Raw genomic sequence first — 15,280 nt, forward strand, 5'->3', positions numbered from 1 at the left:
CGGCTCCCGTTTTTTATTTGGAGCTAAGCAGCGCTTGAAGCTGGGCTTGGACATCCCCGCGGAACAGGCCGCCATGGTAGCAAATGATCTGGTCGATCGGATACGAAGCTAATTGCTCCAAGGAGCGGAGAGCTGCGGCATTGTCAGCGTTTAAACGGGAATCCGCCATCTGCAGCACGCCTTCATGAAGAACGAGGGCATCTCCTGCAATCAAAGTACGGCTGGGTTTATGGTACAGGCTGATGTGACCGGGCGTATGGCCGGGCGTGTCCAAGATGATCAGACCGTCGAATGAAGATAAACGGTCACCATCGCCATAACCAATAAGTCGCGTAACATTTGCTTTAGGCGGATGCTCAAGTGCGTACCGAAAGGCTTGGCGTTTCTCTTCAGACACCTCGGGCGGGAGCGAGCGAACGGCTTGATCAATGGCATCCGGAGAGATCTTGATCAGCATCTTTTCCCCTTGAATATAGGGCTGCTCAATCCGCGATGCCCACACTTCGAGCGTGGATTCGGAGGTCTGAAGAATGGATGGCAAACTGCCGATATGATCGATATCTTGGTGCGTAATGATGATGTCGGTCAGCTGATTAAGCGAAAAACCGTACGCCTTCAATGCTTCTTGAATAAGTGGCAGCTGGCCGGGATAACAGGTGTCGATTAAAACGGCTTCGGACTCGTTCCATATCAAAGTTGGATGTAAAGTGTCCTGTCTTCCCATGACGATTGCGGTGATTTCGAGCATTGCAATTCCTTTATCGATAAGCAATGTTACCCCTCCAATAGGTTGGTAAGGAGTATCATATCTGAAGCATTATTATTTGTAAATAAAATATTTTATTATATCAAACAATATAAAAAATGTCAATATAAATATTTTTGAGAGTAAAATGAGCAGAATATTAGTCAAAATAGGCCATAACAAAAAAGGCATAGCCGGCGCTTCAGCAGCCGGTTATGCCTTTTTCACGATAAGCTCGCTGCGCTTTTACACAATAAACATCGCAACGACCGTTGTCACGGCCAGCCCGAACAAAACCGGCTTCAAGTTGCGTCGTGCGAGCTCGAACGGATCAACGCCGCATATGGCAGCGGCGGGAATGAGTGCCCATGGAATCAAGGTGCCTCCGCCGACCCAGATTGCGGCTACTTGCCCAAGAGCTGTGAGCGTTGCCGCACCGGATCCGATCGCGGACGCGAAGAGCTGGGCGATGGAGCCGGCAAGCGATATCCCCGAGAAACCGGAGCCATCAAGCCCGGTGATAGCGCCGGTAACGGCCAAAGTCACGGCTCCGACCGCTTGGTTAAGCGGCACGTGATTGGCGAGCGCAACGCCTAAGTCATTCACGATCCCATGGGAGCCGTCCGGCAGCCCGCTGCCGAACAGTTCTGTAAACGCCGAATCTCCCAAGTAGAAGAATGCGGCGATCGGTATAACAGGACCGAATACTTTAAAACCAAACTGAAAGCCCTCGATGAGGTAGGCTGTCGTCTGCTCCAATCCTTTGTTCCGATGTGCCAGCATGGTAACAAGGATCAGAATAAACACGGCCGTGCCTCCGATTAACGCCGTCGCATCGCCTCCCTGGAGATGGAGTACGAACATCGCGACGACATCGACGATAAACAAGAGAGGAATCAAAATGGCAAGCGTTTTCTTCCATTTCATCGGCAAGCTAACCCGATCCTCCGCTATCGAATTGACGGGATTTGTACCTGCTGCAATAAGGCCGTCTCTCCACTTGCCGGTACGCATATCTCTGCGCATCATCCAGAAGGCTGTAAGCGTGGTTACAACCCCCATTACAATGACGAGAGGCACGCTTGCCTGCATGACGCTGGTAACGGATAATCCGGCTGCATCAGCGGTCAGCTTTGGCGCGCCTTGAATGATGTAGTCACCGGATAATGCGATGCCATGGCCGAACAGGTTCATCGCCATTGCAGCACCAAGCGCCGGAAGCCCGACTCTGACGGCAACCGGCAACAGGACGGCTCCAATTAATGCGACGCCCGGAGAGGGCCAGAAAAACCATGAGGTTACCATCATAATCAATCCGATTCCCCAGAAAGCCAGCGCCGGTGTGCGCAAGAAACGGGTAAGAGGTTGAACCATCACTTCGTTGATACCGGTAATGATCAGGATGCGGCTCATCGCAACGATAATCGAGATGATGAAGATCGTACCCAGAAGTTCCTTCGTTGCATAGATGAAGCTGTTAAAAACACCGCTCACCGAATCGCTTAAGCTTTCTGTTGCGATTAGGCCTAGCGCAAAAATGCCGACCACACAAACAAGCGTCGTATCCCGTCTTTTGATCAGCACACCCATAATAAATACGATAAAGGCAAGATACACCCAGTGCAATGGAACTAACTGCAATTCCACCAACCATCACCCTTTCCAGCGACTGTTGCATTTATCGTATGCAAGCCGTGAACTGGGCGTTCGTCATGGCTGCTGCATCAGGCTGGGACGATTGTCGGTTGCCAAGCTGTTGCGATTTTCATATACATGAATATAGATTGCGAGTTCGAAACGATAGGGAGGTGTCGTGTGAAAATGGACAAACAATCCTTTTTTGACCTGCTGCTCCCATTTGCGAAACAGCTGTATGCGGAAGGCTCGCCTATTTTCCCATCCGTACGTCTAGCCCAGAGCTGGCTGGAGACGGGCGGCAATATCCCGTATTGGAACAACCTTGCCGGTTATAAAGTCGGGAGCGGGGTACCCAACGGCTTTTGGAAGGGCGCAGTAGTAGACAAACGTACATGGGAAGTCATTAACGGCAAACGAGTTACGGTCACGGCAACATTCCGGGCTTATGATAGCATTTATGCATTCTATAAAGACCAGGATTTATTGTTTGCGCGCAGTCTTTACAAGCCGGTACGTATGGCTAAGACACCTTTCGAACAGGTTCAAAAGCTGCTTGAATGCGGATACGCAACGGATCCTGCATATGCGGATAAATTGACGGCTATCATCCAAGGAAGCGACTTAACGCAATATGACATCACGAACAAAGGGGATGAACCGATGACTGCAGAGGAGAAGAAAGCATTCGATGACCTGCAGAAGCTGACCTTGAAGCTGAAGGCGGACAATGATCAACTTAAAATATCGCTGCAAGACCAGACGAATGCATTAAAAGAGCTGCAATTGTGGGCGCTTAAAATCGATGCCAGCAACGAAATGGATACGGTGCCTGCATGGGCGAAAAATGCGGTGGATGCTGCGGTGAAGGCACAATTGATCGATACGCCAAATGGCGGCAGCTATGATTTTTACCGCTTATTATTGGTGCTGTACAGGAAGAAATTGATTTGACGATGTATATATCCTCCTGAACTGGGCATTCTTAAGATATCGGCGTCGCGAGATGCCGTAGACAACCGCGGAGAAGACTTACGTTTCCCCATAAGCTCTTCGTCCGGTTTCTCCTCTCCCATGAAAGGGGCCCCAGCAATGGGGCCCCGGATTTTTTTGCCCAATAAAATCAACGTATTTCAACGATAGCCGCGAAGCTTACTATTCGCGGCTTTTTTTCATCTCAGGCAACGTCCTTTTGCTGTTTTCAACTAAATGTATAAATTTCCTGGAAACTACATGTAATTCTCCCTTGATTAAAATAAAGCCTAATGTTAGGATAATATTAATCCTATAATTAAGATAAATAATAATAGGATAAAAACAGAAGGTAAGGGGAGAGATTTATAGTGTTGTCCATTATTCTGCAAGTTGTATTAGGTTTGGGGTTTCTGCTGTTTGGTTTTATGAAGTTTGGTTCAAAAATGGTGGATGAATTTAAGCGTTATGGGTATTCAGGCGGTTTTAGAGTCTTTACTGGCTTAGTGGAAGTTATTGCGGCAGCATTTGTCATTTCGGGTATTTGGAATGATACACTAGCGGCTTGGGGTGCTTTAGTCGTTGTTGTAACCATGCTTGGTGCAATTGCAACCCATATGAAAGTTAAGGATCCTGCAAAAAACATGGTGGTGCCAGTGGTGCTGCTGATTATTGGAATCATTGTATTGCTTATCAATATCGGGTCCTTGTTTGGATATTAAAACCCTCCGCGCGGAATCATGGTTTACTTAGAAAAAACAAGCTGTACTATTCTATAGTGCAGCCTGTTTTTTGTTGCAATTCTCTTCGATCCAGTTCAGCATTGCACGGCTCACTAATATTAGGCGCCTCCGCTGCTAAACATGCAAAAAAAGCTATATATAATGAAGAAACTTTTTTGGCAAGACGCGTTACAGCAATAAAGCTACACTCCGTATATGCGTTGAAGTGATAAAGCTAAGTAAAAAGTCGCTGAAATCCGGTAAAATTTGTTCGCATCACAGCCTGAATGCGGTATGATCAAATTAGTCGCATACCTAGGAAATACTCCGAATAGTGCAGGATGAAGGGGGAGCTTGAAGCAATGAAAATAGTAGTCTTGGATGGATTTACGCTAAATCCCGGAGATCTGGATTGGGCCGAGTTTAACAAGCTTGGCGAGCTGATCGTTTATGAGCGGACAGCACGCGAGGATATCGTGAATCGAGCGATGAGGGCCGATGTCGTGCTCACGAACAAAACGCCGATATCAGCGGAAATAATCGCCAAGTTACCGGAGCTTCAATACATCGGCGTATTGGCAACCGGCTACAACGTCGTGGATATTCAAGCGGCTGAAGCGCATGACATTGTGGTAACGAACGTACCGGATTACAGTACGCATTCCGTTGTGCAATTAGTCTTCGCGCTCATGCTGGAACTGACTTATCATGTGACTGCGCACAGCAGTGCCGTACATAGCGGACGTTGGTCTGCAGGGCCGGATTTTACATTCTCGCTGCATCCTCTGATGGAGCTCTCGGGCAAAACAATGGGGATTGTGGGTTACGGTCAAATCGGTCAGCAGGTCGCAAGAGTAGCGTTAGCATTTGGCATGAATGTTGTGGTACATACACGTACACCGAGAGAGGTTCCGGGCCTTGAAGCCGTTACCTTTGTTTCAAACAGCGACTTGTTCCGTTCAGCTGACGTTGTCTCCCTGCACTGCCCGCTGACGCAGGACACAACCGGACTCGTGAACCAACGTACGCTGGGTCTCATGAAACGCTCGGCGATTCTTATCAACACGGCAAGGGGCGGTCATATCGTGGAGCAGGATTTGGCGAATGCACTAAACAGCGGCCGGATTGCCGGAGCGGGTCTGGATGTACTGAGTGTGGAACCTCCGGCTGTCGATCATCCGCTGCTGCATGCCGCTAATTGCACGATTACCCCGCATATCGGCTGGGCAACGGTCGAAGCACGAAGAAGGCTGATGGGAATTGCAGCGGATAATTTGCGTTCGTTTATTCAAGGCGATGTTCGCAATCAGGTGAACTAAGACGATGCGCGGGTTTTGCATCATTATCGGGTTTGACGGACTGGGCTGGCTGCTGCATCAGGTTGCATCCGTTCCGCTTCCCTCACATGTATTAGGGCTGCTGCTTCTGTCAGCAGCTTTATTTATGGGAATCGTGAAGCTGGAGTGGGTGGAACAAAGCGCTGGATTTCTTAACAGGCACATGATGCTGTTCTTTGTCCCGCTGCTGGCCGGTGCAGCTGCCTTCGGACCACAAATCGGATCGTCCTGGTTAGCTGCGATTGTTAGTCTTACCGCTGGGACTTTAACGATCGTAATTACGACTGGACTAATAACCAAGATGCTGGTTAAGCGGAAGGAGCAAGCCGCTAATGAGAAGTGAGCTATTCGCAGATCCGATGTTTGGCATCATACTGACGCTGGCTGCCTATGCTTCCGCTGTGCTGATACGCCGTCGATGGAGCTGGCTGCATCCGCTGCTCAGCGCACCGATTATCGTTTATTTGGTGTTGCAGCTTGGCGATATCTCCTATCCTGACTATCGAGCAGGGGGAGATATCGTCACCTTTTTTCTCGGCCCTGCAACGGTGGCGATGGCTATCCCGCTGTACAAGCATGCCATGCGTCTTCGCCGCATGCTTCCGTCCTTATTGCTTGGTTCTCTTGCCGGAAGCGCGATTGGTCTACTGGTGAATACGTTATGTGTCTTGCTGTTTGGCGGAACGGAAACCTTTCTTCGTTCGGCGCTGCCAAAGTCCGTGACAGCTGCGGTGGCCGTTGATTTATCCGGCTGGCTGGGCGGATCGCCGGAATTGACTGCCGCACTGACCGTATTGACCGGCCTTGTCGGCAGTATTGCAGGTCCTCCGCTGCTGCGGTTGTGCGGCGTACGCGACAACATTGCATCGTCCATCGCAATAGGTGCAGCCGCACACGGAATAGGGTCGGCCAAACTGCTGTCAGAGTCGGAAGAGCAGGGAGGTTTAAGCGGCTTCTCTATGGCTGCTTGCGCCGTATTTACACCTGTACTTTTGCTGCCTATCCATGCATGGCTATTTTGACGGATTTTCGATTATTTCGTCATATTTCATGTTATCTTAAGGTTTACGCGGGTTATACATGATATAGTGACTCAGTAATGTTAAAACTGATTGCAAATGCCGGAAGGGAGTTTTCAAGTTGAACGAGAAAGATAAAGAGAAGCATTTAAATGAGAATGAGCTTGAGGCAGTAGAGCAAGAAACGACAGAGCAAGAAGTTACGCAGCAGGAATTGAAAGAGGAAGTCTCCTCGGATGAAGCAGCGGAAGTTGAAGAGGATAAACAAGAAACTGCAGTGGCGCAGCCTGTATCAGAGGTAGTGGCAGCACCTGCAGCAAAGAATAACGGCAAGGCATGGATGTACATTTCCATTGGACTAGCTGTTGTTTTGATCTTCACGCTCGTGAAAATGCCACTAGGCGGCAGCAGCGATACGGTGGGCTCCGTTAACGGTGTAGCGATAACGAAGGATCAATTGTACGACGAGATGGCGAAGGTTGGCGGCGAGCAAACGCTGGACAACATGATTCAGGACGAGCTAATTAAGCAAGAAGCAGATAAAGCAGGGATCGTTGTCGGCGATGCTGAAGTAACGCAAGAAATCGACAACATCAAGAAACGGTTCCCATCCGAAGCGGAATTTGAGTCTGCGCTTCAGCAAGCGGGCATGACGCTTGACGATTTGAAGAAACAAACGCCAATGCAGCTTCGTATCCGCAAAATTCTAGAGCCGCAGGCGAAAGTGACGGACGCGGATATTAAAACCTATTTCGACCAAAATAAAGCGCAATTCGATCAGCCTGAACAGGTGAAGGCATCGCATATTCTTGTGGCAACGAAAGCGGAAGCGGATGCAATTGAGAAGCAGCTTAAAGAAGGCGCTGACTTTGCTACGCTGGCTAAAGAGAAATCAACAGATCCAGGCAGCAAAGACCAAGGTGGCGACCTTGGATTCTTCGGCAAAGGCGCTATGGATCCAGCATTCGAAGCAGCTGCATTCAAGCTGAAGAAAGACGAAATCAGCGAACCGATTAAAACCCAATACGGCTATCACATCATCAAAGCTACCGATCACAAAGATGCGAAAGCGGCAACCCTTGATGAGAAGAAAACAGATATTAAAGAGCAGCTGATCGCGCAGAAGGTGCAAGAGCTTTCGCCGACTTGGTTGGAAGACCTGAAGACCAAATCGCAAATCACGAATACGCTCAAGGACGCAGCTGCGGACGATGCGGCGCAAGAACCGGCTACGGGCAACGCGGGAACAAACACTTCGACGAACGCGAAGTAAGCCCAAATCCTAATTTAATAAGACGACCGCTACAGGTAAAATTTGGCCTGTGGCGGTCGTCTTATTTTGTGGCACAATAAGTTCGTAAAAGCTAGTGTGCACAAGGACTGAATGCGCTACCAGTCAAGTTCTTGTTAACTAATATGACATGTATGGATAGTAAATCTTTACAATTGTTCAAATTGTGTTTTACAAATTGTTAAATTCGTTGTATTATTGGCTCTGGGTTTAAAAAATTACACTTATCAACATGGAGGCGGGTTCTAAGAATGAAAAAGAAAATGCTAGTTCTAGTTTCACTCATGCTCGTTCTAACAGGCGTATTGTCTGCCTGCGGGAAAAGCGGATCGGGCAGCGATCAAACGTTCCGGATGAACCTTACATCCGAGCCGCCTAGTCTCGATGTTGCACAAGCACAGGATCAAGTATCCTTCACTGTGCTGAGCGGACTCTTCGAGGGTCTGACACGTATGGACGACAAAGGTAACATCGTTCCAGGCGTAGCTGAAAAATGGGATATCTCTGATGGCGGCAAGAAATTCACGTTCCACCTTCGCGATAACGCGAAATGGTCCAATGGTGACCCAGTCACTGCAGGCGATTTCGAATACTCCTGGAAACGCACTTTGGATCCTAAGCTAAACCCACCGGCTCCATATGCTTACCAGCTCTACTACATCAAAAATGCGCAAAACTATAACATCGAGCAAGACAACCCAGATCACATTTCTGATCCGGCGCAAGTAGGCGTTAAAGCCATCGATGATAAAACGCTTGAAGTTCAGTTGGAAAACCCAACACCATACTTCTTGAATATCGCAGCGTTCTTCACTTCCTTCCCGGTTCACAAATCGGCGAAAGACAACGCTAACTGGGCTGCCGAGTCGAAGGACTACATCAGCAACGGTCCTTTCAAAATGGCATCGTGGAAACACGGCGATTCCATTGAGCTTGTACCAAACGAGAACTACTGGGCAAAAGATGAAATCAAATTGTCCAGCGTTAAATTCTCCATGGTTAAAGACGCTAACACGGAGCTTAACATGTACAAAACAGGTCAACTTGACTGGGCAGGCGCTCCAACAGGAAGCATTCCGCCAGAGCAACTTGACAAGTTCCGCAAAGAAAACAACAAAGAGCTTTCTGTAAAAGGTATTGCAAGCACATACTACTACAACTTCAACAACCAAAAGAAACCTTTCAACAACGCAAAAGTTCGTAAAGCTCTTTCGATGGCTGTAGACCGTCAAGCAATCGTTGATAACGTAACTAAAGCCGGTCAAGTTCCTGCTTACGGTTTCGTATCCACTGGTATCCACGGCGTGAACGGCGAATACCGTTCCGAAGTGAAAGACGACTACTTCAAAGAAGATGTAACCGAAGCTAAGAAATTGCTTGCTGAAGGTTTGGCTGAAGAAGGCATGACTTCGATGCCGGAATTCTCGCTTTCCTTCAACGAAGGTCTTCACAAGAACGTTGCTGAGGCAATCGCTGACATGTGGAAAACAAACCTTGGCATCACAGTTAAACTGGAGCTTCAAGAGTGGAAAGTATTCTTGAAAAACCGTCAAAGCTTGAACTATGATGTTGCACGCGCTGGTTGGGGTGCTGACTACAATGACCCGATGACATTCATCGATATGTTCACATCCAAAGGCGGTAACAACGATATCGGCTTCGCAAACCCAGAGTACGATGCACTGGTTAAAGAAGCTTACAGCACAAACGATCAACAAAAACGTGTAGACGCTATGGCTAAAGCAGAGAAATTGCTGATTGGCGACAATCAAGCTCTTATGCCGCTTTACTACTACTCGTCCGCACAGCTGGTTAAACCGTATGTGAAAAACTTTGTAGTTGATTACAGCGGTAACGTGGATTACACTCGTATCTCGATCGAAAAATAATAACAGCAAGAAAAAACTAAGGGGTATAGGGATATATGTGGGTTCCCCATATATATCCCTTCTCTTTGATTGGGGGGGCTTGGGATGGCTCGGTATTTAGGTGGTAAGTTCGTTAATATTGTGATTTCGTTGCTAATTCTAGCCACCGCAACCTTTTTCTTGATGAAGGCTGTCCCAGGGGACCCTTTCACGCAAGAAAAAGCAATTCCGCCGGAGATTAAAGCGCAAATCATGGCGCATTACGGCTTGGATAAACCGATTGGCACGCAGTACGCGATTTACATGAAAAACCTGTTCCAACTTGATCTTGGTGAATCCATGAGAAGTCAGAACCGGACAGTAACAAGCATTATTACGGATTCCTTCGGCACATCGCTTAAAATTGGTTTGATTGCAGTGGTAGTTTCGGTTATTGTCGGGATTTACCTCGGTATGATGGCAGCGCTAAGACATAAGAAATTGATTGATAACCTGGCGATGTTTATTGCGGTTATCGGTATTTCGGTTCCAAACTTCGTTATCGGTGCCATGATCCAATATTACCTTGCAGTTAAGGTGCCGATATTTAATGTTGCAGGGTTGGAAAGCCCGATTGATTACGTGCTTCCTGTTATTACCTTGTCGACACTCCCTATTGCATTCATCGCGAGATTAACGCGTTCAACAATGCTCGAGGTATTGACCTCGGACTATATTCGTACTGCTAAGGCAAAAGGGTTGACTCCGTCAGCTATTCTGTGGCAGCACGGACTTCGTAACGGTATTTTGCCGGTTGTTACCTACCTTGGACCAATGACGGCGAACATCATTACAGGTTCCGTCGTAGTTGAGCAAATTTTCGGTCTTCCGGGTTTGGGTGCTCACTTCGTGGACAGTATTACTAACCGTGACTATACGCTCATCATGGGCATTACGATTTTCTACGCCGTCATTCTTATGGCAGCACGCTTCTTGACGGATGTTGCTTACATTCTTGTCGATCCGCGTATCAAAGTCAGCGGAGGTGTCGTTAAAAAATGAGTACGCGTCTGAATGAATTGAAGCTTGAAGAGCAAATTGCGAATGCGCCATTTGAGAAATTGAAGCAAAGACATACAGAAGCTGAAGTGATTACGGCTCCGAGTCGTTCCACGTTCCAAGAGAACTGGGCAAGACTTCAGAAGAACAAATGGGCTATGACAGGGATGTACGTTTTGATCGCCATGATAATTTTGGCGGTTGTATGTCCGATGTTTTCGCCTTATGATTCATCTACGAACGATTTGAAGAATACCTTTGCTTCGCCATCGGGCAAGCACTGGTTTGGAACCGATAACCTGGGCCGTGATCTCTTTACGAGAACATGGATGGGCGTTCGTATCTCGCTTCTCGTTGGTTTTACTGCTGCTTTTATCGACCTTGTAATTGGTGTTGCTTACGGCGGTGTTATGGGCTTTGCAGGTAAACGTGTTGGCGATTCTTTGAACAAGCTTGCAGAAGTGCTTTATGCGATTCCGCATCTGCTTGTTGTTATTTTGCTTTCCGTTGTCATGGGCTCAGGTCTTTCGACCATCATTATCGCGTTATCCATCACCGGTTGGATTACGATGTCGTGGATCGTTCGTGGTCAAATTCTGCAACTGAAAAACCATGAATATGTTCTTGCAGCGCAATCAATGGGCGCAAGCGGTTCCCGCATTTTGTTCCGTCATTTGATTCCGAATACACTCGGTCCGATCATCGTTACGGTAACGTTGTCGGTTCCGTCCGCTATATTTGCAGAAGCATTCCTTAGCTTCTTGGGTCTGGGCGTTCAATCGCCGGCGGCATCGCTCGGTACATTGATCGGCGAAGCAATGTCCTCTTGGACACTGTACCCATGGCTGATGCTGATTCCTGCATCCTTATTGAGCATTACAATGCTTGCATTCAACATTTTCGGTGACGGTCTACAAGATGCGTTCGATCCGAAAATGAAAAAATAAACAGCGCAGGGAGTGAGCTTATGAGTGATCCGATTCTAAGTATTTCTGATTTGCATATCTCGTTTCACGTGCGCGGTGGAGAGGTTCAGGCTGTTCGCGGGGTTGATTTGGAAATCCATCCCGGGGAGTCTGTTGCCATTGTCGGCGAGTCCGGCAGCGGCAAGAGCGTTACCGCTCAATCTATTCTTCGTCTGATCCCTACACCTCCGGGTGTGTACAAGAAGGGTTCCATTGAATTTATGGGCGAAGATCTTCTAAGCAAAACCGAGAAAGAGATGGAGTCCATTCGCGGCAAGGAGATCGGCATGATCTTCCAGGATCCGATGACTTCGCTTAATCCAACACTTACAGTAGGGCGCCAAATTACGGAAGTACTCATTAAACATCAGAAAATGAGCTCATCCGATGCAACTAGCCGTGCGGTTGAATTGCTGAATTTGGTTGGTATTCCGAATGCAGGAGAACGCGTAAAGCAGTTCCCGCATCAATTCTCCGGCGGTATGCGTCAGCGTGTCATGATCGCCATTGCACTTGCTTGTAACCCAACATTGCTGATTGCGGATGAGCCGACAACAGCACTCGATGTGACGATTCAAGCGCAAATCATGACGTTGATGAAGGATTTGCAGAAGCAAACCGGCACTTCGATCATCCTGATTACACATGACCTTGGTATCGTTGCCGACATGTGTGACCGCGTTGTTGTTATGTACGCGGGTAAAGTTGTAGAAACCGGCACGAAACAAGAGATTTTCAAAAATCCACAACATCCATACACGAGAGGGCTGCTTCGTTCCCTTCCTCGTCTGGATCACGATAAGAACGAGCCGCTTATTCCGATAATCGGAACACCGCCGGATATGTCATCGCCGCCAACTGGCTGTGCGTTCTGCGCGCGTTGTGATGAAGCGATGCGGATCTGTGTAGATAACGATCCGATTTCGTACACAATCAGCGAAACGCAAGCAGCGAAGTGCTGGTTGCATGACGCGGCCCTCAAAGGGGGAGAAAGTGCATGAAGTCAAACAATGAAATGTTGATCGAAGTCGATCACCTGATGAAGCACTTCGACATCGGCAATGGGAAAACGCTAAAAGCAGTAAACGATATATCGTTTGGTATTCGCAAAGGTGAAACACTTGGTATGGTAGGCGAGTCCGGCTGCGGTAAATCGACAGCTGGCCGTACGCTTCTCCGATTGTACGAACCGACTGCAGGATCCGTGAGGTTCCAAGGTCAAGACATTATGACTGCTAAAGGAGCTAACCTGAAGGCGCTGAGACGTGAAATGCAAATGGTTTTCCAAGATCCGTATGCATCGCTTAATCCGCGCTGGAAGGTTGAAAACCTCATTGCTGAACCGCTTGATATTCATGGTTTGGCTGGCAGTTCTAAGGAAAGAAAGCTGCAAGTTGAGCGACTGCTTGACCGTGTAGGCCTTCGTTCGGATCACGCCAAACGTTATCCGCATGAATTCTCCGGCGGTCAGCGTCAGCGGATCGGGATTGCTCGCGCACTTGCGCTAAATCCGAAATTCATCGTTTGCGATGAGCCGATCTCAGCGCTTGACGTTTCCATTCAAGCGCAAGTAGTCAATTTGCTGCAGGATCTGCAACGTGATTACGGCTTGACGTACTTGTTTATCGCGCATGACCTTGCGATGGTTAAACATATCAGTGACCGCGTAGCCGTAATGTATTTGGGTAAAATGGTTGAGCTTGCTGAGAGTGAAGAGCTCTACTCCAATCCGAAGCATCCGTATACCAAAGCGCTGATGTCCGCGATTCCGGTACCGGATCCGGATGTAGAAGAGAGCAAAGAGCGTATCGTCCTGACAGGCGAGCTGCCGAGCCCGGTTAACCCGCCTAGCGGTTGTCATTTCCGGACACGCTGTCCGTTTGCAACAGAGAAATGCGCTGCAGAAGTGCCTGCATTCCGTGAGGTTGAACCTAACCATTGGGCTGCCTGCCATTATGCATAAATAAACGAGAAGGACGGTTCGCATCATGCGAATCGTCCTTTTTTTGCCTATTTAGGAAACCTGTCTCTTCTATAATATACGTTCGCCGAGCAGCGAGCCGATGAGCTCTACGGCTAGCCTAGCTGTCCGCCCGTTTGTATCCAGGAGCGGATTCACTTCAACGATATCGGCAGAGGTCACCATGCCGCAATCAAACAGCATCTCCATGGCCAAATGCGCCTCCCTGTAATTGAGGCCGCCACGCACCGGCGTACCCGTTCCCGGCGCTTCCCCCGGATCTACGCTGTCGATGTCGAAGCTGACGTGTACACCTTCGGAGCCATACGAAGCGATCGCGATGGCTTTTTCCATTACGCGACCCATCCCGAGCCGATCAATATCGTGCATGGTGAAACAAGTGATGCCCGTGTCGTATATATTTCTTTTCTCCCCTTCATCCAGCTCTCTGACACCTACGAGAACGACGCGTTTGGCTTGCAATTTAGGTGATCGCCCTAGCAGATCCGTAAATCTCGGATCGCCAAGTCCGAGACTCGCAGCCAAAGCCATCCCGTGAATGTTGCCTGTCAGCGATGTGTCCGGCGTATTCATGTCGGCATGCGCGTCGATCCAGATGACGCCTAACTGCTGAATATGCTCCGTTATGCCGGCGATGGTGCCGATCGCGATGCTGTGATCTCCTCCTATTGTGAGTGGGAAAGTTTCGTTTTCCATAGCCAAATGAACGGATTGTGCAAGAGCTTCGCTCATCGCAAGCACGCGTCCCCAATTGCGCAACCGATCTAATGTGCGGCGTTCGATCGCGGATTCAGCGGTTTCTTTCCAAGGTAATATCGAGTAGTTCTGATTTAACAGCTGAAGCTTCTCTGGTAAGCCCGCTTGCAGGACAGCCTCTGGACCGCCGCTTGCACCGGGTCTGCTGGCTCCGAAATGAAAGGGGACGGGAAGGACTGTTACGGGTTGCCGATCTTTGTTCATGGGAATCCCTCCTATGGAATGTGTTGCGCTGCATGGTTATATATAGACGCGAAGGAGCGAAGTCATGACAAACCGGAGGCAATCGTTTAACATGCCGGCCCAATTGTGGTACGATACAAGCAGCAGTAAGGATGGATAAGGCGAAAGGGGCAAGAGCGGCTTTGAGAGTAATAGCGGGCACGGCTAAGGGCCGGACCTTAAAGGCGGTACCGGGCAAAAACACGCGTCCGACAACCGATAAAGTTAAAGAAGCGATTTTCAGCATGATTGGGCCATTCTTCGAAGGCGGACTTGTGCTTGATCTCTTCGCGGGTACCGGAGGTCTGGGTATAGAGTCCCTCAGCAGAGGGATGGATCGCGCGGTTTTTGTCGATTTGGACGGAGGAAGCATTGATATCATCAAGCAAAATGTACAGGCTGCCGGGGTTGCGGAACATGCGGAGATTTACCGTACGGAGGCTGTGCGAGCGGTGAAGGCACTGGCGAAACGCGGGCTTAAGTTCGAGCTCGTTTTTCTGGACCCGCCTTACCGGATGAAAGAAATGGACAGTTTAATGAATGAGCTCGCAGAACGCGACCTGCTCGGAACTGCCGCGACGATAGTCGTCGAGCATGATGCTGACCATGTGTATCCGGAGACGATGGATGTATTCCGGCAGATCAGACATTCGAAATATGGCGACACGGCAGTGACTATTTATAGGTACGACAAGGCAGCAGAGCCAAACGTACATATGGAGGCGTAAG

At 48.8% G+C, this 15,280-nt stretch carries 15 protein-coding genes; 12 read left to right on the plus strand and 3 right to left on the minus strand.

Features of this window, described 5'->3' with window-relative positions:
• Positions 1 to 13 precede the first annotated feature (13 nt).
• Complete coding sequence (locus AC6ESO_RS11085; protein ID WP_497091374.1) at positions 14 to 772, minus strand: MBL fold metallo-hydrolase; 759 nt, start codon at positions 770 to 772, stop codon at positions 14 to 16.
• A 219-nt stretch (positions 773 to 991) separates the two neighbouring features.
• The gene (locus AC6ESO_RS11090) at positions 992 to 2,335 is read right to left on the minus strand and encodes a hypothetical protein (protein ID WP_497091635.1); all 1,344 of its coding nucleotides are present in this window, start codon (positions 2,333 to 2,335) and stop codon (positions 992 to 994) included.
• A 231-nt stretch (positions 2,336 to 2,566) separates the two neighbouring features.
• Between AC6ESO_RS11090 and AC6ESO_RS11095 the strand changes: the two genes are divergently transcribed.
• From AC6ESO_RS11095 to AC6ESO_RS11145, 11 genes are all read left to right on the plus strand, one after another.
• Complete coding sequence (locus tag AC6ESO_RS11095) at positions 2,567 to 3,334, plus strand: glycoside hydrolase family 73 protein (RefSeq protein WP_497091636.1); 768 nt, start codon at positions 2,567 to 2,569, stop codon at positions 3,332 to 3,334.
• A 389-nt stretch (positions 3,335 to 3,723) separates the two neighbouring features.
• The gene (locus tag AC6ESO_RS11100) at positions 3,724 to 4,074 is read left to right on the plus strand and encodes a DoxX family protein (RefSeq protein ID WP_497091375.1); all 351 of its coding nucleotides are present in this window, start codon (positions 3,724 to 3,726) and stop codon (positions 4,072 to 4,074) included.
• Between the two features lie 362 nt (positions 4,075 to 4,436).
• Positions 4,437 to 5,393, plus strand: coding sequence for a D-2-hydroxyacid dehydrogenase (locus AC6ESO_RS11105; protein WP_497091376.1), 957 nt, complete (start codon positions 4,437 to 4,439; stop codon positions 5,391 to 5,393).
• A gap of 4 nt (positions 5,394 to 5,397) precedes the next feature.
• Positions 5,398 to 5,754, plus strand: a complete 357-nt coding sequence (locus AC6ESO_RS11110; RefSeq protein WP_497091377.1) for a CidA/LrgA family protein — start codon at positions 5,398 to 5,400, stop codon at positions 5,752 to 5,754.
• Positions 5,744 to 6,433: an LrgB family protein gene (locus AC6ESO_RS11115; protein WP_497091378.1), complete on the plus strand. Its 690-nt coding sequence runs from the start codon at positions 5,744 to 5,746 to the stop codon at positions 6,431 to 6,433. The genes AC6ESO_RS11110 and AC6ESO_RS11115 overlap by 11 nt, the downstream gene beginning before the upstream one ends.
• Positions 6,434 to 6,551: 118 nt before the next feature.
• Positions 6,552 to 7,703, plus strand: a complete 1,152-nt coding sequence (locus AC6ESO_RS11120; protein WP_497091379.1) for a peptidylprolyl isomerase — start codon at positions 6,552 to 6,554, stop codon at positions 7,701 to 7,703.
• Positions 7,704 to 7,972: 269 nt separating this feature from the next.
• Positions 7,973 to 9,610 carry a peptide ABC transporter substrate-binding protein gene (locus AC6ESO_RS11125; RefSeq protein ID WP_497091380.1) on the plus strand — a complete coding sequence of 546 codons (1,638 nt, stop codon included), beginning with the start codon at positions 7,973 to 7,975 and terminating at the stop codon, positions 9,608 to 9,610.
• A gap of 84 nt (positions 9,611 to 9,694) precedes the next feature.
• A complete protein-coding gene (locus AC6ESO_RS11130; protein ID WP_494818994.1) occupies positions 9,695 to 10,630 on the plus strand; it encodes an ABC transporter permease subunit in 936 nt (311 codons plus the stop codon).
• Complete coding sequence (locus tag AC6ESO_RS11135) at positions 10,627 to 11,574, plus strand: ABC transporter permease subunit (protein ID WP_494818995.1); 948 nt, start codon at positions 10,627 to 10,629, stop codon at positions 11,572 to 11,574. The genes AC6ESO_RS11130 and AC6ESO_RS11135 overlap by 4 nt, the downstream gene beginning before the upstream one ends.
• A 20-nt stretch (positions 11,575 to 11,594) precedes the next feature.
• A complete protein-coding gene (locus AC6ESO_RS11140; RefSeq protein WP_497091381.1) occupies positions 11,595 to 12,593 on the plus strand; it encodes an ABC transporter ATP-binding protein in 999 nt (332 codons plus the stop codon).
• Positions 12,590 to 13,555 carry an ABC transporter ATP-binding protein gene (locus tag AC6ESO_RS11145; RefSeq protein WP_497091382.1) on the plus strand — a complete coding sequence of 322 codons (966 nt, stop codon included), beginning with the start codon at positions 12,590 to 12,592 and terminating at the stop codon, positions 13,553 to 13,555. Before AC6ESO_RS11140 ends, AC6ESO_RS11145 begins: the two co-directional genes overlap by 4 nt.
• A gap of 69 nt (positions 13,556 to 13,624) precedes the next feature.
• Here AC6ESO_RS11145 and rocF read toward each other — a convergent pair whose 3' ends face one another.
• A complete protein-coding gene (rocF, locus tag AC6ESO_RS11150) occupies positions 13,625 to 14,533 on the minus strand; it encodes an arginase (protein WP_497091383.1) in 909 nt (302 codons plus the stop codon).
• Between the two features lie 161 nt (positions 14,534 to 14,694).
• On the opposite strand from rocF, the gene rsmD reads away from it, so the two are divergent.
• Positions 14,695 to 15,279, plus strand: coding sequence for a 16S rRNA (guanine(966)-N(2))-methyltransferase RsmD (gene rsmD / locus AC6ESO_RS11155; protein WP_497091384.1), 585 nt, complete (start codon positions 14,695 to 14,697; stop codon positions 15,277 to 15,279).
• Position 15,280: the final 1 nt, after the last annotated feature.

The organism is Paenibacillus rhizoryzae (assembly GCF_059686995.1).

Coding starts and splice junctions, on each gene's coding strand:
- AC6ESO_RS11090 (WP_497091635.1), bottom strand. CDS start 2,335: ATGGGTGTGCTGATCAAAAGACGGGATACGACGCTTGTTTGTGTGGTC.
- AC6ESO_RS11095 (WP_497091636.1), top strand. CDS start 2,567: ATGGACAAACAATCCTTTTTTGACCTGCTGCTCCCATTTGCGAAACAG.
- AC6ESO_RS11105 (WP_497091376.1), top strand. CDS start 4,437: ATGAAAATAGTAGTCTTGGATGGATTTACGCTAAATCCCGGAGATCTG.
- AC6ESO_RS11110 (WP_497091377.1), top strand. CDS start 5,398: ATGCGCGGGTTTTGCATCATTATCGGGTTTGACGGACTGGGCTGGCTG.
- AC6ESO_RS11115 (WP_497091378.1), top strand. CDS start 5,744: ATGAGAAGTGAGCTATTCGCAGATCCGATGTTTGGCATCATACTGACG.
- AC6ESO_RS11125 (WP_497091380.1), top strand. CDS start 7,973: ATGAAAAAGAAAATGCTAGTTCTAGTTTCACTCATGCTCGTTCTAACA.
- AC6ESO_RS11130 (WP_494818994.1), top strand. CDS start 9,695: ATGGCTCGGTATTTAGGTGGTAAGTTCGTTAATATTGTGATTTCGTTG.
- AC6ESO_RS11135 (WP_494818995.1), top strand. CDS start 10,627: ATGAGTACGCGTCTGAATGAATTGAAGCTTGAAGAGCAAATTGCGAAT.
- AC6ESO_RS11140 (WP_497091381.1), top strand. CDS start 11,595: ATGAGTGATCCGATTCTAAGTATTTCTGATTTGCATATCTCGTTTCAC.
- AC6ESO_RS11145 (WP_497091382.1), top strand. CDS start 12,590: ATGAAGTCAAACAATGAAATGTTGATCGAAGTCGATCACCTGATGAAG.
- rocF (WP_497091383.1), bottom strand. CDS start 14,533: ATGAACAAAGATCGGCAACCCGTAACAGTCCTTCCCGTCCCCTTTCAT.